Below are 20,765 nucleotides of genomic sequence, written 5' to 3'. Positions count from 1 at the left end.
CGCTCACGTACGCCGGGAGCGTGCGCGTACGCCGGGCGCCTACGTACACCCGGGGCGCTCACGGAAGCCCGGGCCGGGACACCCGCGCCCGCCCGGGAGGGGCGGAAGCCCCACTTGGGGGAGAGCGGACCTATTTGTCCGGCCGGACCACGCCGAGGATCTTCATCGAGCCCGCGCCCGCCAGCGTGACGTGACGGCCGGGGCGCGGGGAGTGGACGATCGCGCCGTCGCCGACGTACATCCCGACATGGCTGGCGTCGGCGTGGTAGATGATCAGGTCGCCGGGGCGCATGTCCCTGATGTCGATGCGGGGGAGCAGCCGCCACTGCTCCTGCGAGGTGCGCGGGATCGGCCGGCCCGCCGCCGCCCAGGCCTGCGAGGTCAGCCCCGAGCAGTCGTACGAGCCCGGGCCCGTGGCCCCCCAGACGTACGGCTTGCCTATCTGGGCGCTCGCGAAGGCGACCGCCGCCCGCCCGGCCGCGGTCGCCTCGCCGCTGACACCGACGCTCGGCGCCGGGCGGGTGGCGAGCCAGGCGGACTGGGCCCGGTTCGCGGCTTCCCGCTCCAGCTGGCGGAGCCGGTCGCGCTCCTTCTTCTCCAGCTGCGATTCGAGCTTCTCGGCCGCGGCTATCTGGGCGTTGATCTTCTTCTTGGCCTCGGCCTGCCTGACCCGGTTCGACTCCAGCTTCTGCCAGTTGCTGCTGGCGTCCTGGGTGTACGTCTCCAGGTCCTCCTGGGTGCGGGTCAGCTGGGCCAGGACCGTCTTGTTCGCCTGCTGGCTGGTGCGGACCTTGTTGATCCCGTCCAGGAAGAGCTGCGGGTCGTCGCTGAGGACCAGCTGGGCGCCGGGCGGCAGGCCGCCGTTGCGGTACTGCTCGCGCGCCTGGGCGCCGGCGCGGTCCTTCAGCTCGGCTATCTTGGCCTGCCCGTCGACGATCGCCTTGGCCAGCTTCACGATCTCGCCAGACTGCTTCTTCGCCTGCTCCTCCGCGAGGTTGTACGCGTCCGTCGCGGCCCCGGCCTTCCGGTAGAGCGTCTCGATCTCCTGGCGGATCTTCTCCAGGTCCCTCTCGGAGGACGCCGGGCCGGAAGGAGCGGCGGGGGCCGAAGCGGCCGGGGACGGCGACGAGTCCGGTGTCGGCGCGGCCACCGCCTGGGCCGGAAGGGTCAGCAGACCCAGCGCACAGACCAGCGTGATGGCTGCGGCGGCGCAGTGGCGTCGATTCACGAACTCCCCCTCCGTGCTGAATCCATGAGCTGGTCCGGATCGGTGGATTCAGGCAAGGCAAAACCAGACAAAAGCAACAGAAGTCGGATAACGAGCATCTGACTTACCGTCAGTAACGTTCAGGTGACATCGCGATGGTGCCATGCGGCCCCGTAAAGCAACAGAGGCAGTACCTCCGCCCCCTCACCCCTGACCCCCACTCCCAGGACGAACGACACGCCGACGCCGTTCCCCGAAAGAGCATACTTTCACCCACTCGGGTGATCGTCCGGCCGCAGCGCGTCCCAGCCGACGGTCACCTCTCCCTGGCGCCACCGCCGTACGCCGTCCACCACCGGCCAGTCGGCCGCCAGCGTCCGCACCGCCGCGATCCAGCGCTGCCGGGCGCCGAGCGAGGCGTACGGGGAGGCCGCCGCCCAGGCCCGGTCGAAGTCGCGCAGGAACGCGTGGACCGGCTCGCCCGACACATTGCGGTGGATCAGCGCCTTCGGCAGCCGCTCCGCGAGGTCGGAGGGGCGCTCCAGCGAACCGAGCCGGGTCGCGAAGGTGACCGTGCGCGGCCCCTCCGGCCCCAGCGCCACCCACACATGCCGCCGCCCGATCTCGTCGCAGGTCCCCTCCACCAGGAGCCCGCCGGGGGCCAGCCGGGAGCACAGCCGCGCCCAGACCTCCGCCACCTGGTCCTCGTCGTACTGGCGCAGCACGTTCGCCGCCCGGATGAGCGTGGGCCGCACCGGCAGCGGGATCTCGAAGCCGCCGTGGACGAAGGTGAGCCCCTCGCGCTCGTACGGCTGCGCCGCGGCGACCCGCTCCGGGTCGATCTCGATGCCCGCCACGGCGGTGCGGGGCTCGGCGGTACGGAGCCGGGCCAGCAGCTCGACGGCGGTCCAGGGCGCGGCCCCGTACCCGAGGTCGACGGCCACGGGGGCGTCGGCGCGGCGCAGGGCGGGGCCGTGCACGGCGGCGATCCAGCGGTCCATGCGGCGCAGCCGGTTCGGGTTGGTGGTCCCGCGGGTGGCGGTGCCGATGGGGCGCTGGCGCATGCGGTGAGCGTATGCGACGGGGAGGGGCGGGTACCCGGACGGCCGTCGGGCGGACGCTTCCCGGGAGCTGCCCGGCTGTGGCCCGGGCGGCTGCGCCAAGGTGGTGCCGGGCTGCGCGCGGCCGGGTGCAGCCGGGGGTGCCGCCGTCTCCCGCCTCCGTAATGATTTGGCAAAGCGGAAATGAAAGGGCGGATTCCACTGTTCTCGCCCTTCGGAAGGGCCCCGCGCCCCTTCGTGGCATGCCCTGAGTGAGGAGGACCGACGACGTGAGCCAGTACGTCTCCCGGCTCGGTTCCACCCGGACCGGCCCCCGTCTGCGGTTCCCCGGCGGCTTCCCCGGGTCCTCCCGCAAGCCGCGCCGGATCGCCATGCTCTCCGTCCACACCTCCCCGCTCCACCAGCCCGGCACGGGCGACGCGGGCGGGATGAACGTCTACATCGTCGAGCTGGCCAAGCGCCTGGCCGCGATCAACATCGAGGTCGAGGTCTTCACCCGGGCCACCACCGGCTCGCTGCCCCCCGCCGTCGAGCTGGCCCCCGGGGTCCTGGTCCGGCACGTCGACGCCGGGCCGTACGAGGGGCTCGCCAAGGAGGACCTGCCCGCTCAGCTCTGCGCCTTCACGCACGGCGTGATGCAGGCGTGGGCCGGCCAGCGCCCCGGCTACTACGACCTCGTCCACTCCCATTACTGGCTCTCCGGCCAGGTCGGCTGGCTCGCCGCCCAGCGCTGGGGCGTCCCGCTCGTGCACGCCATGCACACCATGGCCAAGGTCAAGAACGCCGCGCTCGCCGCGGGCGACACCCCCGAGCCGGCCGCCCGCGTCATCGGTGAGACCCAGATCGTGAACGCCTCCGACCGGCTGATCGCCAACACCGCCGAGGAGGCCGACGAACTCGTCCGCTTCTACGACGCCGACCCCTCCTCCGTCGCCGTCGTGCACCCGGGCGTCAACCTGGACCGCTTCCGCCCCGCCGACGGCCGCGCCGCCGCGCGGGCCCGCCTGGGCCTGCCGCAGGACGCGCTAATCCCGCTCTTCGCGGGCCGCATCCAGCCGCTGAAGGCCCCGGACGTGCTGCTGCGCGCGGTGGCGGTGCTGCTGGAGCGGGACCCGTCCCTGCGCTCCCGGATCGTGGTGCCGGTGGTCGGCGGCCCGAGCGGCAGCGGGCTGGCCAAGCCCGAGGGGCTCCAGAAGCTGGCGGCCCGGCTCGGTATCGCGGATGTCGTACGGTTCCACCCGCCGGTGGGCCAGGACCGGCTGGCGGACTGGTTCCGCGCCGCGTCGGTGCTGGTCATGCCGTCGTACAGCGAGTCCTTCGGCCTGGTGGCCATCGAGGCGCAGGCGGCCGGTACGCCGGTGGTCGCGGCGGCGGTGGGCGGGCTGCCGGTGGCGGTACGGGACGGGGTCAGCGGCTTCCTCATACCCGGGCACGAGCCGGAGGCGTACGCCCGCGCGCTGGAGCGGTTCGCGGACGCGCCGGAGCTGGTCGAGCGGATGGGGGCCGCCGCCGCGGCGCACGCCCAGTCCTTCGGCTGGGACACGGCGGCCTCCGCGACGGCGGACGTCTACACGGCGGCCCTGGCCGACCACCGCCGCCGGGCGCGTACCCATCACGGCTGAGGCCTTCCCGCACGCCCCGGCCCTCCCGTACGCCCGTCGGCCCCGGCCCTGACGTACGCTCGCCGCATGGCTGACGTACCCGAGGAAACCGCAGCGGCCCAGGTCATCGAGGCGACGCTGAACGACGCCGGGCTCACCTGGGAGAGCCCCGCACCCGGCAACTACGTGGTGACGCTGCCCGGTACCCGCAAGCTGTCGACGACCTGCTCGCTCGTCGTCGGCAAGCACTCCCTCTCCCTCAACGCCTTCGTGGTCCGCCACCCGGACGAGAACGACGCCGAGGTGCACCGCTGGCTCCTGGAGCGCAACCTCCGCCTCTTCGGGGTGAGTTACGCGATCGACTCGCTCGGTGACATCTATCTGGCGGGCAAGCTGCCGCTCTCCGTGGTCACACCCGAGGAGCTGGACCGGCTGCTCGGTACGGTGCTGGAGGCGGCCGACGACTCGTTCAACACGCTCCTGGAGCTGGGCTTCGCGAGTTCGATCCGCAAGGAGTACGCCTGGCGGGTCTCGCGCGGGGAGTCGACACGGAACCTCGACGCGTTCAGCCACCTGATCGAGCGCTCGTCCGGCTGAGCCGGGGCGCGGGCGGCGGGGGTTGTACGGCGGCTCCGCACAGTGCGTTCACAGGATGATCACAGCCGAATCACGATCGGCGGAGGGGGTCGCTCGGCGGATCCTCGCTCAGAGGTTCGACCGTAAGGTGTGGATCACTGCGACGGCCCGTCCCAGACGGCCTCGAAGTGCCGCGCGGGGGAGGGGCGGTCGCTCCCCGAACCGGAGAGAAGATCCATGCGCGCCACTGCCGTACGCCGTACCGCCCTCGCCGCCTGCGCGGTGTCCCTGACCCTGCTCGTCACGGCCTGCGGCGGCTCGTCCGACGCCGACGCGGGGAACGGGAAGAGCGACAAGGCCGGTGCCGCCGACACGAGCAGCCAGGCCCCGAAGGCCGGGGCCGACGCCAAGGCGCTCAGCGCCGCAGAGCTGGAGACCGCGTCGCTCGAGCAGGGTGACGTCGAGGGCCACAAGGTCACCAAGGCGGGCCCGGACGACGAGGTTCCGGCGGACGGCCTGAAGACCGACAAGGAAGCCTGCCTGCCGGTCGTCCACGCCATGTTCGGTGTGGCGGCGGACGGTTCGAAGGCCTCCGCCAAGCGCAAGGTGGTCGCCGAGCCGACGAAGGGCGCCAAGAAGTCGGTCGAGGACATGTCGGAGGGCGAGGTCGAGGAAGCCATGAAGGCGGCCTTCGACCTGACGTCCACCCTCGTCGCGCTGAACACGTACGACGGGGCGGCGGGCCCGGACGCGTTCGCCGCCGTGAAGAAGGCCGCGGCGGAGTGCGCGGGCGGCTTCAACGTCACGATCGCGGGCGACCAGCAGAAGATCGTCTCGGTCACCGAGGAGAAGATCACCGGCGGCGACGAGGCGGCGGCCTGGACGGTCGTCCAGGAGCAGGACGGGGCGAAGTCCGCGTACAAGCTGGTGGCGCTCCGCAAGGCGGGCACCGTGGCGACGTTCTTCTCCTTCAACCTCACGGCGGGTGCGGACGGCGGCGCGAAGTTCACCCTGCCGACGGAGGTCGTGGCGGCGCAGGCGAAGAAGCTCGGCTGACCCGCCCGACGCTCCGGCGTACGCCCCCTGCCCCGGCACTTCGGTGTCAGGGCAGGGGGACGAGCCGTACGACGGTGACGGTCAGCACGGACCGCGAGACGTAGTAGAGGACGATGGCCCCGGAGACGGTGGCCTCGCGCCGGTCCCGCTCGCTCTTGACGGCGGACGAGGCGTGCCCGTACGGCTCCCTGCCCAGGGTGCGGGCCATCTCGTCACGGAAGGAGTGGCCGTCGCGCATCTTGGCCAGGGTGTCGTCGGCGGGCGGTGCGTAGGAGATGCGGAAGCTCAAGCGACGCTCCGCCTCTCGGCCTCGTCCTGCGCCAGCCGGTCCAGGATCCGCTCGGCCTCGGGGTCGGGCACGGCCTCCAGCATCCAGTGCCGCATGACCGCCTGGATCTCGTGGACCCCGGCCTCGTTGATGGCGAGGTCGAACTCCTCGCGTCTCTCCTCGGGCAGCGCGGCCCGGATGTCCGGGATGCTGTTGGGCACCTCGACCTCGGTGCCGCCCACGAAGGTCTTCAGAGACTCGCCCATGACCGCTCTCCCCGATCCCCTCGCCCTTGCCCCGGCCCGCAGCCCTTCGGGGTCACCGTAGTGCGTACGGGCGGGAGTTCGGCATCCGGGAGGCCGACCGATGTACGAACGAGACGTCGGCGGTACGGGCGTTCAGACGCCGCGCCCGACGGCCGCGTCGGTACGGGCACGCGCACGCTCACGCCGCTGCCGGAAGCAGTGGACGACCCTGTTCACCGTGAAGTGGGCGGCGGTCAAGCCCGCCAGCACCCGGACCCAGAGCGGAGATGCGGAACTGGCGGCCGTCCAGAAGCCGGCGGCGATGAGGAGCACGTCGTAGTTCCGGGGCTTCTCGTCGAAAATCCGCCACCTGGCCACGGCCCATCCCCCAAGTCCTCTGATCTGCGCCCCATCGTTTCACGGAGAGCCGGAGAAGCGGCCCGGAGCGGACAGCCCTGGCGACCACCCGTACCGAGGCACGATGCTCACGGCCCGGTGGTCGAAGACCGAGTCAGGAGAAGACCGAGAAATGTCCCGATCAGCAGGCCCGCACACCGCCGACCCGTGTCCACGCTGCTTCGTCGAAGCCGTACGCCTCGGTACGCCGCTGCCCGCGACGGGACCGTCAACCGTCGGCGCGGTCACCGCCGTTGCCTACGCCTGCGACCGGTGTACGCACACGTGGACCCGGCCGGTCGAGGGCGACCTGGTGGTCCACGACATCGTGCGGGTCGACCTCCCCGAGGCCACGCTCTACGGGGAGGCCTGGCAGGTGGAGGAGGACCGCGTCCTGGTCCGTGGCCCGGGCGGCGCGCTGCGGTGGGTCGAGCGCTGGAGGGTCATCATCTACTGACCCGCCACGGGCCCTTGCCCCGGCACCCCGCCCACCGGGCACGAACGGCTCTCCCGCGCCCCTACGGACAGGCCCCCCGCGCCGCGCGCGGACACGTCCCACCGCGCACGGACAAGCCCCCGGCCCGCTGCCGTCGCCGTACAGGCTGTCCATGTACCAGTCCTCGTCATCGACGGGCTTCACCAGGCACAGACCGTGCAACCCAAGAACGATCTCTGGGCGCAGGACCTCGTGGGCCCCGGGGCCAGCCACCCATTTCACCGTCCTTTCGGTGTCCAGGACGACAGCCCTATGATGTCCGGACACGTCACGGATCCGCCGAAGGGGCCACTGCGCGAGCAGTTGAGCGTCTGTCACTCCCCGAGGGTCTCGTCAGCCATCGTGCACCACCGCTTTAGGAGAGCGACTGGGTGATCTGCGGGCTGAGCTGCGACTTCGCTGGCCGAGACAGTGGACAGTGAGCCTCTTTCATCCTGTGCTGGCAGGTGAAACTGGCTGGTCAGGGTGCGTGGTGACGAGACAGGGCCTCTCGTCGTTGGCGTGGTGATCTCACTCAACACACCGGCGACCGAAGAGGCCCTGTTGGTTCCGTATCCTGCCATGGTCGACGTCCCTCATGAGCTCGTCGAGCATGTTTCCTGGTTGCTGTACGAGCACCGCCTGACGCGCAACACCCGCTGGCGCAAGCTCGGTTGCTCCAAGCAGGCACTGCTTACTCTCGTTCATCTGCGGAAGAACGAGACGTTCTCTCAGCTCGGAGCCGGTTTCGGGATATCCCAGGCCACCGCCTGACGGTACGTCGATGAGACCTTGGACGTCCTGGCCTCCTGGGAACCCGGACTCCACGAAGCCCTCACCGGCCTCGGCGAGGGCGACCACGTCATCGTCGACCGCACCCTGATCCCCACCGACCGAATCCGCGCGGACGAGCCGTACTACTCGCAAAAACACCGCAAGCACGGCATGAACGTGCAGGTCATCGCCCGACACCACGGCACACCGCTCTGGTTCTCCCGAGCCACGCCCGGACGCACCCACGACCTGACCGCGGCCCGCGCCCACGGCATCGTCCAAGCCCGCCTCACCCGCCAGATCCTCGTCCTCGCCGACCGCGCCTACCAGGGCGCCGGCGCCACCTTCCGCACCCCGTACTACCACCACCGCGAACAGCCGCAGCACTACCAGCAGTTCAACCGCGACCACGCCCGGCTGAGAGCCCCGGGAGAACGCGCCTTCGCGCAACTGAAGTCCTGGCGACTGCTCCGGCGAGCAAGATGCTCCACCCGCCGCATCGGCACCATCGTCCAGGCCATCCACACCCTACTGACCTGCGACTACAGAGGATGAAAGAGGCTCAGTCACGAGGTGCGCCTTTTCTGGTGACAAGCGGCTGATCTCTGTGCGCGGCCTGGCTGGGGCCGAGCCTGCGCGCGGGGAGCGGAGCGAGCCGCCTTGATGAGGTAGAGAAACCTGCAACTGGTTCTAGCTCACAGGCTGTTGTCAGCCACCGACTCGGTCGACCGCTGGAACAGGGCGCCTGATCTGCGGTGTGGGAGATCCGCGATGCGGAGGAGTGTGAAGCCCACGCCCTTGTAGAACCGGTGCAACCCGTTGTTGTCCTTCCAGGAGCCCAACCGCAACCATCGCTTGCCCTGAGCTGAGGCACGCTCCGACACCCAATCGAGCAGCAGGCTGCCGATGCCCGCGCCGGACGCTGCGCGCATTACGGCCATGCGGTGAACCTAGAGGGCCGCATCTGGCTGATCCTCCGGGGTCCAAAACTCAGGGTCCGCAAAGTTGTCAACCTGGATGGTCGCGATCGGCTTACCGTCCTCGAACGCGAGGAAGCATACTTCCCGCTCAAGGGCTTCCGTGATGCGGTCACGATGCGGCGGGTACTGCCATTGGTCGATGCTCCGCGAGGCAGGCCACGCGGATGCCTCGCGGAGCAAAGCTTCCACCACGTCCAATTTCATCAGGGCAGTCGGCGCGGACAAGTAGGTCTTTCATACGTCCTCGTTCGGCTCTTCGCGCTGCCGCTCGTACGAGAACACATGCCGGCCGCCGGAGGATCCGCCCGGCTGAGGTCCCACAGTGGGCCCAGGTCGTGAAAACGCCCCCGATCCGCTCCGTATGCGCAGGTCGGGGGCATGATCAGTGAACCTACTTCTTCTTGCCCTGGTTCTTCACGGCCTCGATGGCAGCCTTCGCCGCCTCCGGGTCGAGGTACGTGCCGCCCGGGTTCAGCGGCTTGAAGTCGGCGTCCAGTTCGTAGGAGAGCGGGATGCCGGTCGGGATGTTGAGGCCCGCGATGTCCGCGTCCGAGATGCCGTCCAGGTGCTTCACCAGGGCGCGGAGGCTGTTGCCGTGGGCGGCGACCAGGACCGTGCGGCCGGTGAGGAGGTCGGGGACGATGCTGTCGAACCAGTACGGGAGCATCCGGACGACGACGTCCTTCAGGCACTCCGTGTCCGGGCGCACCTCCGGCGGGAGGGCCGCGTAGCGCGGGTCGTCGAACTGGGAGTACTCGTCGTCGCGGGCCAGCGGCGGCGGCGGGGTGTCGTACGAGCGGCGCCAGAGCATGAACTGCTCCTCGCCGAACTCGGCCAGCGTCTGGGCCTTGTCCTTGCCCTGGAGGGCGCCGTAGTGGCGCTCGTTCAGGCGCCAGGAGCGGCGGACCGGGATCCAGAGGCGGTCGGCGGACTCCAGGGCCAGCTGCGCGGTGCGGATCGCGCGGCGCTGGAGGGAGGTGTGCAGGACGTCGGGGAGCAGACCGGCGTCCTTGAGCAGTTCACCGCCGCGGACTGCTTCCTTCTCACCCTTCTCGGTGAGGTTGACGTCCACCCAACCGGTGAACAGGTTCTTCGCGTTCCATTCGCTCTCGCCGTGGCGGAGGAGGATCAGCTTGTACGGTGCGTCGGCCATGGGCCCGAGCGTAATCGAACCCGTGCGCCCTCCGCGCGCCCGCCCGCGTGGCGGACAGGGGGCACCCGGGGCGGGTGACCGGCGCGCTGACGATTGACGGCAGGCGTCAATCCGGTGGCGGGTGAGCCGTCGGGGTTCGTAATGTTCGGACGGTCGTCGGGAGTCTTACCCGCGGCGATCTTCTCGTACGTCCCGTGGGGGGAAGCGCATGTCCGTCGCCGGTCTCAGAACAGCCGCCCGGGAGACCGTGTCCGGGCTGCCCCGCGCGTTCTGGTGGCTCTGGCTCAGCACTCTCGTCAACCGGCTCGGCGGCTTCGTCGCCACCTTCATGGCCCTGTACCTGACCCTGGACCGGGGCTACTCGGCCTCGTACGCGGGTCTCGTCGCCGCCCTCCACGGGCTCGGCGGGGTCATCTCCTCGCTCGGCGCCGGGGTGATGACCGACCGGCTCGGGCGGCGGCCCACCATGCTGATCGCGCAGCTGTCGATGGCGGTCTCCGTGGCCGTGCTCGGGTTCATGGAGCACCCCGTCGCCATCGCCGCCGTCGCGTTCCTCGTCGGCATGGCGAGCAACGCCTCGCGCCCCGCCGTCCAGGCGATGATGGCCGACATCGTGCCCCCCAAGGACCGCATCCGGGCCTTCTCGCTCAACTACTGGGCCATCAACCTCGGGTTCGCCGTCTCCGCCGCCGCGGCCGGGTTCATCGCCGAGTACAGCTATCTCGCCGGCTTCCTCGGCGAGGCCCTGATGGTGCTGGCGTGCGCCGTCGTCGTCTTCCTGAAGGTGCCGGAGTCGCGGCCCGCGCAGGCCGCCCCGGAGAAGACCGCCGACGGCAAGCGGGCCAAGGACGAGGTCCGGATCACCACCGTCCTGCGCGACGGGCGCTTCATGGGGGTCGTGGGGCTGTCGTTCCTCGTGGCGCTGATCTTCCAGCAGGGGTACGTGGGGCTGCCGGTGGCGATGGGGGCCGACGGGCTCTCCAGCTCCGACTTCGGGACCGCCATCGCCGTCAACGGCGTGCTGATCGTGGCCCTCCAGATCCCCGTCACCCGCTTCATCCAGCACCGCGACCCGCGCCGGCTGCTGATCATCTCCTCGCTGCTCGCCGGGTACGGCTTCGGGCTGACCGCCTTCGCCGGGTCCGTCGCCGTCTACGCCCTGACGGTCTGCGTCTGGACCCTCGCCGAGATCGTCAACGCGCCCACCCAGACCGGGCTCGTCGTCCAGCTCTCCCCGGCCCGGGGCCGGGGGCGGTACCAGGGCATGTACACGATGTCCTGGTCGGTCGCGGCCCTCGTCGCGCCCCTGATGTCCGGGTTCGTGATCGACCACTACGGCGCCGTCTGGCTCTGGGGCGCCTGCGCGGTGATCGGTACGGTCGCGGGCTTCGGCTACTGGCTGCTGATGCGCAACCTGCCCCGCGAGGAGGTCCCCGACGGCGAGAAGCCCGTCATCGAGCCCGCCCCCGTGCCCGTCCAGGCCCGGCCGGACCAGGCCGAGCCCGACCCCGACCCCGCCACGGCCGTGGAGCGCGCGGGCTGACCCCTTCCGTACGGAAGCCCCGTGCAGGATGCACGTACGGGAGCCCTGTACGAGTCCCGTCCGTGCATGACCTCCCCGTACAAGAACGATCCCCGTACGGACCGAACCGTCTGTACGGGGATCGGTCTGTACGGGGATCGCTCCACGGGCAGAAGACCGGCTACGGCGTCAGCCGCAGCAGCCGCCGCACTGGCACGGAGCACCGGACTGGCAGCCGCACCCGCAGCCCGAGCCGCAGCCGCAGGCGCCGAGCACGGTCAGGTGCACCACTTCGGTCGGGGTCTCCAGCTGGGGCTCGGTCGTGGGGGAATCGGCCATGGTCCCTCCTCAGGGCGTACGGCTGGGCGGCCGGCGCCGCTGCGCCGCCGCCGGGGACGTCACGACCCGGCGCACACCGCGTACGGCCGAGGCGCGTGCCGTCCCCGACCCATTGCATGCCCATCCCGCCCGGCGCATCAACGGCGCACACGTGCAGGAACACATGTGCGACTCGCGTGCGCCGGGAGCGCGTGAGGGGCGCGTGGGCCCGTGCGAGCCCCGAACAGCGCGCATCGGTCCCGGAGGAGGTGTGCAGGAGGGTGCCGGAGCGGTGTTACGCGCCCTCCACCGGGGTCGTCGCCTGGATCTCGTCCGCGTGCTCACCCGTCACCAGGTAGACCACGCGCTTGGCCACCGATACCGCGTGGTCCGCGAACCGCTCGTAGTAGCGGCCCAGCAGCGTCACGTCGACGGCCGTCTCGATGCCGTGCTTCCAGCGGTCGTCCATCAGGTGCTTGAAGAGCGTGCGGTGCAGCAGGTCCATCTCGTCGTCGTCCTGCTCCAGCTGGAGCGCCAGGTCGACGTCCTTGGTGATGATGACCTCGGCCGCCTTGGCCATCAGCCGCTGGGCGAGCTGGCCCATCTCCAGGATCGTGGCGTGCAGGTCGTGCGGGACCGCCGACTGCGGGAAGCGCAGCCGGGCCAGCTTCGCCACGTGCTGGGCGAGGTCACCGGAGCGCTCCAGGTCGGCGCTCATCCGCAGCGAGGTCACCACGATCCGCAGATCGGTCGCCACGGGCTGCTGGCGGGCGAGGAGGGCGATCGCGCGCGCCTCCAGGTCGTGCTGGAGGTCGTCGACCTTCTGGTCGCCGGCGATCACGCTCTCCGCGAGCTTCAGGTCGGCGTCGAGCATGGACGTGGTCGCCCGGCCGATCGCCGAACCGACCAGCCGTGCCATCTCGACCAGGCCTTCTCCGATCGAGTCGAGTTCCTCGTGGTAAGCGTCGCGCATGGAAGTCCCTCTCCAGTTCCAACTGAGGCCGGGGTCTCGGACCGACCCCCACGGTGACACGGTGGGGGTCGAACGCGTCCGTATCCGGCCCCCTAAGTGAACCGGCTCCTACCCCTCGGTGAACTCTGGGCGACGAGTGTTCGAGATGGCACTCGGACGGCTGGGAGAGTGTCGGCGCACCCGCATAACCTTGAAGCATGGACGTGAACGCGGCGGTCGCCGCAGCTGCAGCGATCGCCGGTCTCTGTACCGGTGTGATCGCCATGCTGGCGTTCCGCTGGAGCGAGCGCGACCTGAAGCGGCCCACCCGTACGTCACTGCGGCCCGACAGCAACGCCGCTCTGCCGCCCGGTGTGGACACCGTCCTCTCCGTGCTCAGCTCCTCCGCCGTCGTGCTCGACGAGAGCGACAGCGTGGTCAAGGCCAGCTCCGCCGCCTATGCGCTGGGCCTGGTCAGAGGCGGTCGCCTCGCCGTCGAGCCGATGCTCAACATGGCCCGCGACACCCGGCGGGACGGCGAGATACGGCAGGTGGAGCTGGACCTCCCCCGGCGCGGCACCGGCCGTGGGGACACCCTCGCCGTCTCCGCCCGGGTCGCCCCGCTGGGCTCCCGGCTGGTGCTGCTCCTGGTCGAGGACCTCACGGAGGCCCGTCGCATAGAGGCGGTCCGGCGTGATTTCGTCGCCAACGTGAGCCATGAGCTGAAGACCCCCACGGGAGCGCTCTCGCTGCTCTCCGAGGCGGTCATGGACGCCTCCGACGACCCGGAGGCGGTCGAGCGGTTCGCCGGGCGGATGCAGATCGAGGCGACCCGGCTCACCAACCTCGTCCAGGAACTCATCGACCTCTCCCGGGTGCAGAACGACGACCCCCTGGAGGACGCCGAGCCGGTCAAGGTGGAGACGCTGGTCGCCGAGGCGATCGACCGCTGCCGCCAGCAGGCCGGCTCCAAGCAGATCACCATGGCCTCCGCGGGAGCCGAGGGCCTCACGGTCTGGGGCAACCGCGGCCAGCTCGTCGGCGCCCTCGGCAACCTCGTCGAGAACGCCGTCAACTACAGCCCCGCCCACACCCGCGTCGGCATCGCCGCACGCCGGATGGCCTCCCCGGGCGGGGACCTGATCGAGATCGCCGTGACCGACCAGGGCATCGGCATCTCCGAGAAGGACCGCGAGCGGGTCTTCGAGCGGTTCTACCGCGTCGACCCCGCCCGCTCACGCGCCACCGGTGGCACCGGTCTCGGCCTCGCCATCGTCAAACACGTGGCCGCCTCGCACGGCGGGGAGGTCACCGTCTGGAGCTCCGAGGGACAGGGCTCCACCTTCACCCTCCGGCTGCCCGAATCGGGCGCCGTGAGGGAGCGCACCACCGGCGGACTCCTTATCGTCAACGATGTCGACGGCGTCAGCGACAAGGACAGGCCCCCGTTCGAGACCGACTCCTATGACCCCTTCCCCGCCCCGGAGGCTCTTCCGTGACCCGAGTGCTTGTCGTCGAGGATGAGGAATCCTTCAGCGACGCCCTGTCCTACATGCTCCGCAAGGAAGGGTTCGAGGTCGCCATCGCCGCGACCGGCCCCGACGGCCTGGACGAGTTCGAGCGCAACGGCGCCGACCTGGTCCTGCTCGACCTGATGCTGCCCGGCCTGCCCGGCACCGAGGTGTGCCGCCAGCTCCGCAGCCGCTCCAACGTCCCGGTGATTATGGTCACCGCCAAGGACAGCGAGATCGACAAGGTCGTCGGTCTCGAAATAGGAGCCGACGACTACGTCACCAAGCCCTTCTCCTCGCGCGAGCTGGTCGCCCGTATCCGCGCGGTCCTGCGCCGCCGCGGGGAGCCGGAGGAGGTAACGCCGGCGGCCCTGGAGGCGGGCCCCGTCCGCATGGACGTGGACCGGCACGTGGTCACTGTCTCCGGCGGCAAGGTCGACCTCCCGCTCAAGGAGTTCGACCTCCTGGAGATGCTCCTGCGCAACGCGGGCCGCGTGCTGACCCGTATGCAGCTCATCGACCGGGTCTGGGGCGCGGACTACGTGGGCGACACCAAGACCCTCGACGTCCACGTCAAGCGCCTGCGCGCCAAGATCGAGCCCGACCCGGGCGCCCCGCGCTACCTCGTCACCGTGCGGGGCCTGGGGTACAAGTTCGAGCCGTAAATCGCGGGCCGGCGTCGGATCGCAGGACGGCGTTGACACGAGAAGGCGATACGAGAGGGGCGCTTCCCGGCCGGGAAGCGCCCCTCTCGTGTGCGTGCCTGTTCGCGTACGTACGCGGGTGGCGTCAGCCGGTCGTCCCGGCCGTCGCGGCCTCCGGGGCGCCCTGCTCCGTACCGGCCGCCGGGGACTCGCCGGTGGCCGGGGTCTCCCCGGCGGGGGTCTCCGGGGTCGCGGAGCCGGTCGCGTCCGGGGTGGCGCTCGGGGCCGGCGACGCGGGCAGCGCGCTCGGGCCGAAGTCCTTGTAGTAGCCCTCCGCGGGGACGACGGTCGCGCCGAGGCCGACGTCGCCGGTGCGGCTCAGCTTGAAGACGACCTGCTGGACGTTGCCGTCCTGGGTGGCCTCGCGGCCCTCCGCGATCACGGCGGAGGCGTTGCCCTTGCCGCCGAGGACGAGCTGCCCGCCGGCCGGGACCTCGACGGGGCCGCTGCCCTTCGCGGCCTGCAGCTTCACCTGGACGTCGGTGCCGGGCAGCGTGATGCTCTCCAGGACCTCGTTCTCGGTGCCGTCGTTGAACAGCGTCGCGGCGACCACGGCGGGGCCCTCGGCCTCGGGGTCGGCCTGCGTGATCACGTTGACGTTCTGGACCTTGACGGTGCCCACCGAGGTGGCGGCGTTGTCCGGCCTGACCTTGAGCGTCTCGGCGTGGTTGCCCGCCGCGCAGGCGGACAGGGAGACGATCGAGAACGCGATGGCAGTGGCGGCGAGGGCGCCGTGTCGAAGGCTGCGGCTCACGGCGGCGGCAACTCCTTGAACGATCGGACTGCGGACTTCGGACGTCGGGCGTCGTACGGGTGCTGAGCGCCCCGAGGACGGTCGGGAAGGGGTGACGTAAAGCCGCCCTAAGGGTGTGTCAGCGGCCTTAGGCTACCGAGCCGCCGCTCCCGCCCCGCACCCGACCCGCCTCTATGGGGGTGTCGCACGCCTCCCGGGGGTTCGCGGGGCGGTCGCGGCAGGTGGGCGGGCGTATCGGTGGCGTACGTGTCACGCGCTGTTCACATAATCCCGGTGATCAATTCCTCCGCCCGCGGCGCATTCCCCGGTTCCCCCGGGAAAGAGGCCGCGAAGACGTCGCGAAGGAGCCGCGAAGGGACGAGGCTTGATCAATTCCATTGACCGCGCGCACTTACCTCCGTACGGGTGATCGATGGTCGAACGGAGTGCGTAAAGTTCGCCATGCCGAACCCGACAAAACGGGACTTTCGCCCTCTTCTGCGGGGCTTCCGGGCCGTGTGACGGGAGTGTTTCCTTCCGGTCGCGCAGCCGCTCCGACCTGCGAATACCGTCTTCCGGAAGCCTTCCGCAGCACGTCCGTGTTGCTGTTGTCAAGCCCTGAGATATGCCCTGACCTGCGAAAACGCCATTCAGGGGAGGCGATTCTCGTGTTACTCTGGATAGCCACGGAAGGGGTACCTGTCACATGACGTTCAAGGTTGGCGACACCGTGGTCTATCCCCATCACGGGGCCGCGCTGATCGAGGCTATCGAAACTCGCCAGATCAAAGGCGTGGACAAGACCTACTTGGTGCTCAAGGTCGCCCAGGGCGACTTGACGGTTCGTGTGCCGGCGGACAATGCGGAGTTCGTAGGCGTGCGCGACGTGGTCGGGCAGGAGGGGCTGGACCGGGTCTTCGAGGTGCTGCGCGCACCGTATGCCGAAGAGCCGACGAACTGGTCCCGGCGTTACAAGGCAAATCTGGAGAAGCTCGCCTCGGGCGATGTCATCAAGGTCGCTGAAGTGGTGCGTGACCTGTGGCGTCGTGAGCGCGAGCGCGGTCTCTCCGCCGGAGAGAAGCGCATGCTCGCCAAGGCCCGCCAGATCCTGGTGAGCGAGCTGGCTCTCGCGGAGAACACGAACGAGGACAAGGCCGAGGCCCTGCTCGACGAGGTTCTCGCGTCCTGAACCGGATCGCGGACCGGATCACGCAGATGGTGAACAACCGGTCGTAAGAATGTGCCGCGGTGCCCGCTGACCAGCCGTTTTCACGGTGTGTCGTCGGGCGCTGCGGCATGTCCGGACCCGTTCGCGCGGCTGAACCTGTTCGCACGTCTGGACCTGTTCGCACGTCCGGATGCCCGACTTCCGGCTCACGCTCAGATGTTCCGGCGATGGCTTCGGCCGACGGCCGTGCCGGGAAACGGGAACGGCCGAACCCGCCCCACCGCCGGTGTGTCCGCACCGGCCACCCCCGTACGCTGATCGCCGCCGCGACTCCGCTCCACGCTCGACCGGGTGTCACGGAAGGGGCCCGGGTCAAGCCGGAGGGCGTAGCGCCCGGCTTGCTGGGCCCCTACCCACGTCGCCCGTGGAAACAAACCTGCCGAACCTTCGGACCTTCGGAGTGCAATCGATGACCTCGACGCCACCCCCGCCCGATCGGCCGCGCCCCCTCCGTACCGCCGCGGTGATCCCCGCGGCCGGGCGGGGCATACGGCTCGGACCCGGCGCCCCCAAGGCCCTCCGGGCGCTCGGCGGCACGCCCATGCTCATCCACGCCGTACGCGCCATGGCCGCCTCCAGGGCCGTCTCCCTCGTCGTGGTCGTCGCCCCGCCGGACGGCGCGCCCGAGGTCAAGCACCTCCTCGACGAGCACTCCCTGCCCGACCACACCGACTACCTGGTCGTGCCCGGCGGCGACACCCGCCAGGAGTCCGTGCGTCTCGGCCTCGACGCGCTGCCCGAGGACGTCTCCGTGGTCTTGGTCCACGACGCCGCCCGCCCGCTGGTGCCCGTGGAGACGGTGGACTCGGTCGTCGGGGCCGTACGGAACGGGGCGCACGCCGTCGTTCCCGCGCTGCCCCTCTCCGACACGGTCAAGGAGGTCGAGCCCGCCGTGGTGCCCGGGGAGCCGGAGCCGGTGCTCGCCACCCCCGTACGGGCCAGGCTGCGCGCGGTGCAGACCCCGCAGGGCTTCGACCGGGACACCCTCGTCCGCGCCCACGCCGCGGTGGCGCTCGACGGCGAGGGCGCCACGGACGACGCCGGCCTGGTCGAACGCCTCGGTGAGCCGGTCGTCGTCGTCCCCGGCCACGAAGAGGCGTTCAAGGTCACCCGCCCGCTCGACCTGGTGCTGGCCGAAGCGGTGCTCGCCCGCAGGAGGGCCCACGATGGCTTCTGAGAACCCGGCCGCACCCCCCGTGGCCCCCGCCGCCCCGATCGTCCCGCTCGTCGGGATCGGCACCGACATCCACGCCTTCGAGGAGGGCCGCGAACTCTGGTGCGCGGGGCTGAAGTGGGAGGGCGAGGGCCCCGGCCTGGCCGGTCACTCCGACGCCGACGTCGTCGCCCACGCCGCCTGCAACGCCCTCTTCTCCGCCGCCGGCCTCGGCGACCTCGGGCAGCACTTCGGCACCGGCCGCCCCGAGTGGTCCGGCGCCGCGGGCGTCACCCTGCTCACCGAGGCCGCCCGGATCGTCCGCGCCGAGGGGTACGAGATCGGGAACGTCGCCGTCCAGGTCGTCGGCGTACGCCCCAAGATCGGCAAGCGGCGGGACGAGGCGCAGAAGGTGCTCTCCGCCGCCGTGGGCGCCCCGGTCTCGCTCTCCGCCGCCACCTCGGACGGGCTCGGCTTCACCGGGCGCGGCGAGGGGCTCGCGGGGATCGCGACGGCGCTGGTCTACCGGGCCCGCTGACCCGTCGCCGTACGACTCCGTCCGGCGCAAGGAGGCGCAAGCCCCGTACGGCTCACGCGGCGCAACCCCGTACCGCCTCCGTACGCACCCGCTCATTCACCCGTTCGGCGGGAAGCGGCGGAAAGTAACGGAGGTCGTACGGGGTTGGGGGTAGGAGCACCGCACCACCCCGGCCATCAGGAGGACGTACGCCATGACCGCCGCACTCTCCACCGAGCTCAAGGACCTGCTCGACTCCCCGGTCTTCGTCAACATCGCCACCATCCAGCCGGACGGCAGCCCGCAGGTCTCCCCGGTCTGGGTGAAGCGCGACGGCGACGACGTCCTGATCTCCACCACGGTCGGCCGCCGCAAGGAGACCAACCTCCGCCGCGACCCGCGCGTCACCGTCGTCGTCCAGCCGGCCGACAACCCGTACGTGTACGCCGAGATCCGCGGCCGCGCCGAGCTGACCACGGAGGGCGGCCAGGAGCTGATCGACGACCTGTCGCTGAAGTACACCGGCAAGCGGTACGCGGAGTTCAACCCGAACGCCGCCGAGGACGCGCCCCGGGTCGTGGTCCGGATCACCCCGCGCAAGGTCGTCGGCCGCATCTGAGCACGACGCCGGCCGCGCCCGGGGGCGTCGTCGGGCGCGGCCCGGAACCGGGAGTGCCGCGCCCGAGAGCCGGGAGCACGCCGGGAGCGCCCCCGGAACACGCCCGGAACGCTCCCTGAATACGCCCGGAACAGCACCCGATCCAACAGAACCGCCCCCCGACCGCCCCTCTGGAGAGGCCCCGGACCAGCCGGTATCAGAAAGTTGTCCCCGCGATCGCCCAAGGGTCGCGGGGCACTGGTGTCGGCCTACTACCCTTGAGGCGTGACTATTCGCCTGCACGACACCAGCGCCCGGCAGATCCGTGACTTCGTCCCGCTCACGCCGGGCTGTGTCTCGATCTACCTCTGTGGCGCTACCGTCCAGGCGGCACCGCACATCGGGCACATCCGTTCCGGGCTGAACTTCGACATCATGCGCCGCTGGTTCACGTACCGCGGCTACGACGTGACGTTCATCCGGAACGTCACGGACATCGACGACAAGATCATCAAGAAGTCCGCCGAGCAGGGCCGCCCCTGGTGGTCGATCGGTTACGAGAACGAGCGCGCGTTCAACGACGGCTACGACGCGCTGGGCTGCCTGCCGCCCACCTACGAGCCCCGCGCCACCGGCCACATCACCGAGATGATCGAGATGATGCGCGGCCTGATCGAGCGCGGCCACGCCTACGAGGCCGACGGCAACGTCTACTTCGACGTCCGGTCCCTCCCCGGCTACCTGGAGCTGTCCAACCAGGAGCTGGACGATCTGCGCCAGCCTTCCGGCGAGGGCGAGACCGGCAAGCGGGACCCGCGCGACTTCGCCATGTGGAAGGCGGCCAGGGAGGGCGAGCCCAGCTGGGAGACCCCCTGGGGCCGCGGCCGTCCCGGCTGGCACCTGGAGTGCTCGGCGATGGCCCACAAGTACCTGGGCTCGGCCTTCGACATCCACGGCGGCGGTATCGACCTGATCTTCCCGCACCACGAGAACGAGATCGCCCAGGCCAAGGCGTACGGCGACGAGTTCGCCAACTACTGGGTGCACAACGGCTGGGTCACCATGGCCGGCGAGAAGATGTCCAAGTCGCTCGGCAACTCGGTCCTCGTCAGCGAGATGGTCAAGCACTGGCGCCCCATCGTCCTGCGCTACTACCTGGGCACCCCGCACTACCGCTCGATGATCGAGTACAGCGAGGAGTCCCTGCGCGACGCCGAGTCCGCGTTCGCGCGGATCGAGGGCTTCGTCCAGCGCGTCACCGAGAAGGCCGGCGAGACCGTCCCGCCCGCCGCCGAGGTGCCGCCCGCCTTCGCGGAGGCGATGGACGAGGACCTGGGCGTGCCGCAGGCCCTCGCGATCGTCCACACCACGGTCCGCCAGGGCAACAGCGCGCTCGCCGCCGACGACAAGGAAGCCGCCGTCGCCCGCCTCGCCGAGGTCCGGGCCATGCTCGGGGTCCTCGGGCTCGACCCGCTCGACGAGCACTGGGCGGGCGAGGGGGACCGGGGCGAGGATCTGCACGGCGTCGTCGACACCCTCGTACGCCTGGTTCTCGACCAGCGGCAGTCGGCCCGCGCCCGCAAGGACTGGGCCGCCGCCGACGCCATCCGCGACCAGCTCAACCAGTCCGGACTGGTCATCGAGGACAGCGCGAGCGGTCCGCGGTGGACGCTCGGCCCGCGCTGAGCGCGCCGGCGGGACCACGCGGGTGTGCCGCCCGGCGCTCCGGGCGGCACA

22 protein-coding genes and 1 pseudogene are annotated in these 20,765 nt (G+C 70.8%); 13 read left to right on the top strand and 10 right to left on the bottom strand.

Annotated features, from left to right (window positions below; all coding sequences use genetic code 11):
- Nucleotides 1–130 precede the first annotated feature (130 nt).
- Nucleotides 131–1,228 carry a C40 family peptidase gene (locus tag DJ476_RS15100; RefSeq protein ID WP_112490754.1) on the bottom strand — a complete coding sequence of 366 codons (1,098 nt, stop codon included), beginning with the start codon at nt 1,226–1,228 and terminating at the stop codon, nt 131–133.
- A 248-nt stretch (nt 1,229–1,476) separates the two neighbouring features.
- The gene (locus DJ476_RS15095) at nt 1,477–2,271 is read right to left on the bottom strand and encodes a class I SAM-dependent methyltransferase (RefSeq protein ID WP_112490753.1); all 795 of its coding nucleotides are present in this window, start codon (nt 2,269–2,271) and stop codon (nt 1,477–1,479) included.
- 266 nt (nt 2,272–2,537) lie between these two features.
- Here DJ476_RS15095 and mshA point away from each other — a divergent pair, with 266 nt between their 5' ends.
- The 3 genes from mshA to DJ476_RS15080 all read left to right on the top strand — a co-directional run bounded on the left by mshA (nt 2,538) and on the right by DJ476_RS15080 (nt 5,501).
- Nucleotides 2,538–3,890 carry a D-inositol-3-phosphate glycosyltransferase gene (mshA, locus tag DJ476_RS15090; protein ID WP_112490752.1) on the top strand — a complete coding sequence of 451 codons (1,353 nt, stop codon included), beginning with the start codon at nt 2,538–2,540 and terminating at the stop codon, nt 3,888–3,890.
- Nucleotides 3,891–3,956: 66 nt separating this feature from the next.
- A complete protein-coding gene (locus tag DJ476_RS15085) occupies nt 3,957–4,466 on the top strand; it encodes a type III secretion system chaperone family protein (RefSeq protein ID WP_070199389.1) in 510 nt (169 codons plus the stop codon).
- A gap of 216 nt (nt 4,467–4,682) precedes the next feature.
- A complete protein-coding gene (locus DJ476_RS15080) occupies nt 4,683–5,501 on the top strand; it encodes a hypothetical protein (RefSeq protein ID WP_103420717.1) in 819 nt (272 codons plus the stop codon).
- A 46-nt stretch (nt 5,502–5,547) separates the two neighbouring features.
- Here DJ476_RS15080 and DJ476_RS15075 read toward each other — a convergent pair whose 3' ends face one another.
- From DJ476_RS15075 to DJ476_RS15065, 3 genes are all read right to left on the bottom strand, one after another.
- Nucleotides 5,548–5,790, bottom strand: coding sequence for a hypothetical protein (locus DJ476_RS15075; protein ID WP_018488964.1), 243 nt, complete (start codon nt 5,788–5,790; stop codon nt 5,548–5,550).
- Nucleotides 5,787–6,035, bottom strand: a complete 249-nt coding sequence (locus DJ476_RS15070) for a hypothetical protein (protein ID WP_019762208.1) — start codon at nt 6,033–6,035, stop codon at nt 5,787–5,789. Before DJ476_RS15070 ends, DJ476_RS15075 begins: the two co-directional genes overlap by 4 nt.
- 132 nt (nt 6,036–6,167) lie before the next feature.
- On the bottom strand, nt 6,168–6,392 hold the full coding sequence (locus DJ476_RS15065) for a hypothetical protein (protein WP_103420719.1): 225 nt from the start codon (nt 6,390–6,392) through the stop codon (nt 6,168–6,170).
- A gap of 151 nt (nt 6,393–6,543) precedes the next feature.
- Between DJ476_RS15065 and DJ476_RS15060 the strand changes: the two genes are divergently transcribed.
- Both DJ476_RS15060 and DJ476_RS15055 read left to right on the top strand, forming a co-directional pair.
- Nucleotides 6,544–6,867 (top strand): hypothetical protein, encoded by a 324-nt coding sequence (locus DJ476_RS15060; RefSeq protein ID WP_167480379.1) that lies wholly within the window; start codon nt 6,544–6,546, stop codon nt 6,865–6,867.
- Between the two features lie 540 nt (nt 6,868–7,407).
- Nucleotides 7,408–8,214: pseudogene (locus DJ476_RS15055) on the top strand (transposase family protein).
- A gap of 140 nt (nt 8,215–8,354) precedes the next feature.
- Here DJ476_RS15055 and DJ476_RS35580 read toward each other — a convergent pair.
- Both DJ476_RS35580 and DJ476_RS15045 read right to left on the bottom strand, forming a co-directional pair.
- A complete protein-coding gene (locus DJ476_RS35580) occupies nt 8,355–8,600 on the bottom strand; it encodes a GNAT family N-acetyltransferase (protein ID WP_241565708.1) in 246 nt (81 codons plus the stop codon).
- 430 nt (nt 8,601–9,030) lie between these two features.
- Nucleotides 9,031–9,792: a phosphoglyceromutase gene (locus DJ476_RS15045; protein WP_019762205.1), complete on the bottom strand. Its 762-nt coding sequence runs from the start codon at nt 9,790–9,792 to the stop codon at nt 9,031–9,033.
- Nucleotides 9,793–10,000: 208 nt separating this feature from the next.
- Between DJ476_RS15045 and DJ476_RS15040 the strand changes: the two genes are divergently transcribed.
- Nucleotides 10,001–11,335, top strand: a complete 1,335-nt coding sequence (locus tag DJ476_RS15040) for an MDR family MFS transporter (protein ID WP_112490751.1) — start codon at nt 10,001–10,003, stop codon at nt 11,333–11,335.
- 168 nt (nt 11,336–11,503) lie between these two features.
- On the opposite strand, the gene DJ476_RS34900 is transcribed toward DJ476_RS15040, so the two are convergent.
- Both DJ476_RS34900 and phoU read right to left on the bottom strand, forming a co-directional pair.
- Nucleotides 11,504–11,653: a hypothetical protein gene (locus tag DJ476_RS34900; RefSeq protein ID WP_162888404.1), complete on the bottom strand. Its 150-nt coding sequence runs from the start codon at nt 11,651–11,653 to the stop codon at nt 11,504–11,506.
- 274 nt (nt 11,654–11,927) lie between these two features.
- Nucleotides 11,928–12,605, bottom strand: coding sequence for a phosphate signaling complex protein PhoU (gene phoU, locus DJ476_RS15035; RefSeq protein ID WP_070199395.1), 678 nt, complete (start codon nt 12,603–12,605; stop codon nt 11,928–11,930).
- A gap of 197 nt (nt 12,606–12,802) precedes the next feature.
- Between phoU and DJ476_RS15030 the strand changes: the two genes are divergently transcribed.
- Complete coding sequence (locus tag DJ476_RS15030; protein ID WP_103420063.1) at nt 12,803–14,083, top strand: sensor histidine kinase; 1,281 nt, start codon at nt 12,803–12,805, stop codon at nt 14,081–14,083.
- The gene (locus tag DJ476_RS15025; RefSeq protein ID WP_003968183.1) at nt 14,080–14,760 is read left to right on the top strand and encodes a response regulator transcription factor; all 681 of its coding nucleotides are present in this window, start codon (nt 14,080–14,082) and stop codon (nt 14,758–14,760) included. The genes DJ476_RS15030 and DJ476_RS15025 overlap by 4 nt, the downstream gene beginning before the upstream one ends.
- Before the next feature lie 124 nt (nt 14,761–14,884).
- Here the strand turns inward: DJ476_RS15025 and DJ476_RS15020 are convergent, their stop codons facing one another.
- Nucleotides 14,885–15,553 (bottom strand): RAD23 family protein, encoded by a 669-nt coding sequence (locus DJ476_RS15020; protein WP_103420061.1) that lies wholly within the window; start codon nt 15,551–15,553, stop codon nt 14,885–14,887.
- 685 nt (nt 15,554–16,238) lie between these two features.
- Between DJ476_RS15020 and DJ476_RS15010 the strand changes: the two genes are divergently transcribed.
- The 5 genes from DJ476_RS15010 to cysS all read left to right on the top strand — a co-directional run bounded on the left by DJ476_RS15010 (nt 16,239) and on the right by cysS (nt 20,714).
- Entirely contained in the window at nt 16,239–16,721 is a 483-nt protein-coding gene (locus DJ476_RS15010; RefSeq protein ID WP_006380568.1) for a CarD family transcriptional regulator, read from the top strand.
- A gap of 448 nt (nt 16,722–17,169) precedes the next feature.
- On the top strand, nt 17,170–17,937 hold the full coding sequence (ispD, locus tag DJ476_RS15005) for a 2-C-methyl-D-erythritol 4-phosphate cytidylyltransferase (protein ID WP_103420059.1): 768 nt from the start codon (nt 17,170–17,172) through the stop codon (nt 17,935–17,937).
- Complete coding sequence (gene ispF, locus DJ476_RS15000; protein WP_103420057.1) at nt 17,927–18,451, top strand: 2-C-methyl-D-erythritol 2,4-cyclodiphosphate synthase; 525 nt, start codon at nt 17,927–17,929, stop codon at nt 18,449–18,451. Before ispD ends, ispF begins: the two co-directional genes overlap by 11 nt.
- Before the next feature lie 193 nt (nt 18,452–18,644).
- On the top strand, nt 18,645–19,049 hold the full coding sequence (locus DJ476_RS14995) for a PPOX class F420-dependent oxidoreductase (RefSeq protein ID WP_070199400.1): 405 nt from the start codon (nt 18,645–18,647) through the stop codon (nt 19,047–19,049).
- Nucleotides 19,050–19,313: 264 nt separating this feature from the next.
- Entirely contained in the window at nt 19,314–20,714 is a 1,401-nt protein-coding gene (cysS, locus tag DJ476_RS14990; RefSeq protein ID WP_112490750.1) for a cysteine--tRNA ligase, read from the top strand.
- Nucleotides 20,715–20,765 lie beyond the last annotated feature (51 nt).

It is taken from the genome of Streptomyces bacillaris (genome assembly GCF_003268675.1).
GTDB lineage: Bacteria > Actinomycetota > Actinomycetes > Streptomycetales > Streptomycetaceae > Streptomyces > Streptomyces bacillaris.
The sequence above is the reverse complement of the archived record's forward strand: the minus strand, read 5'-3'. Positions and strand labels throughout refer to the sequence as shown.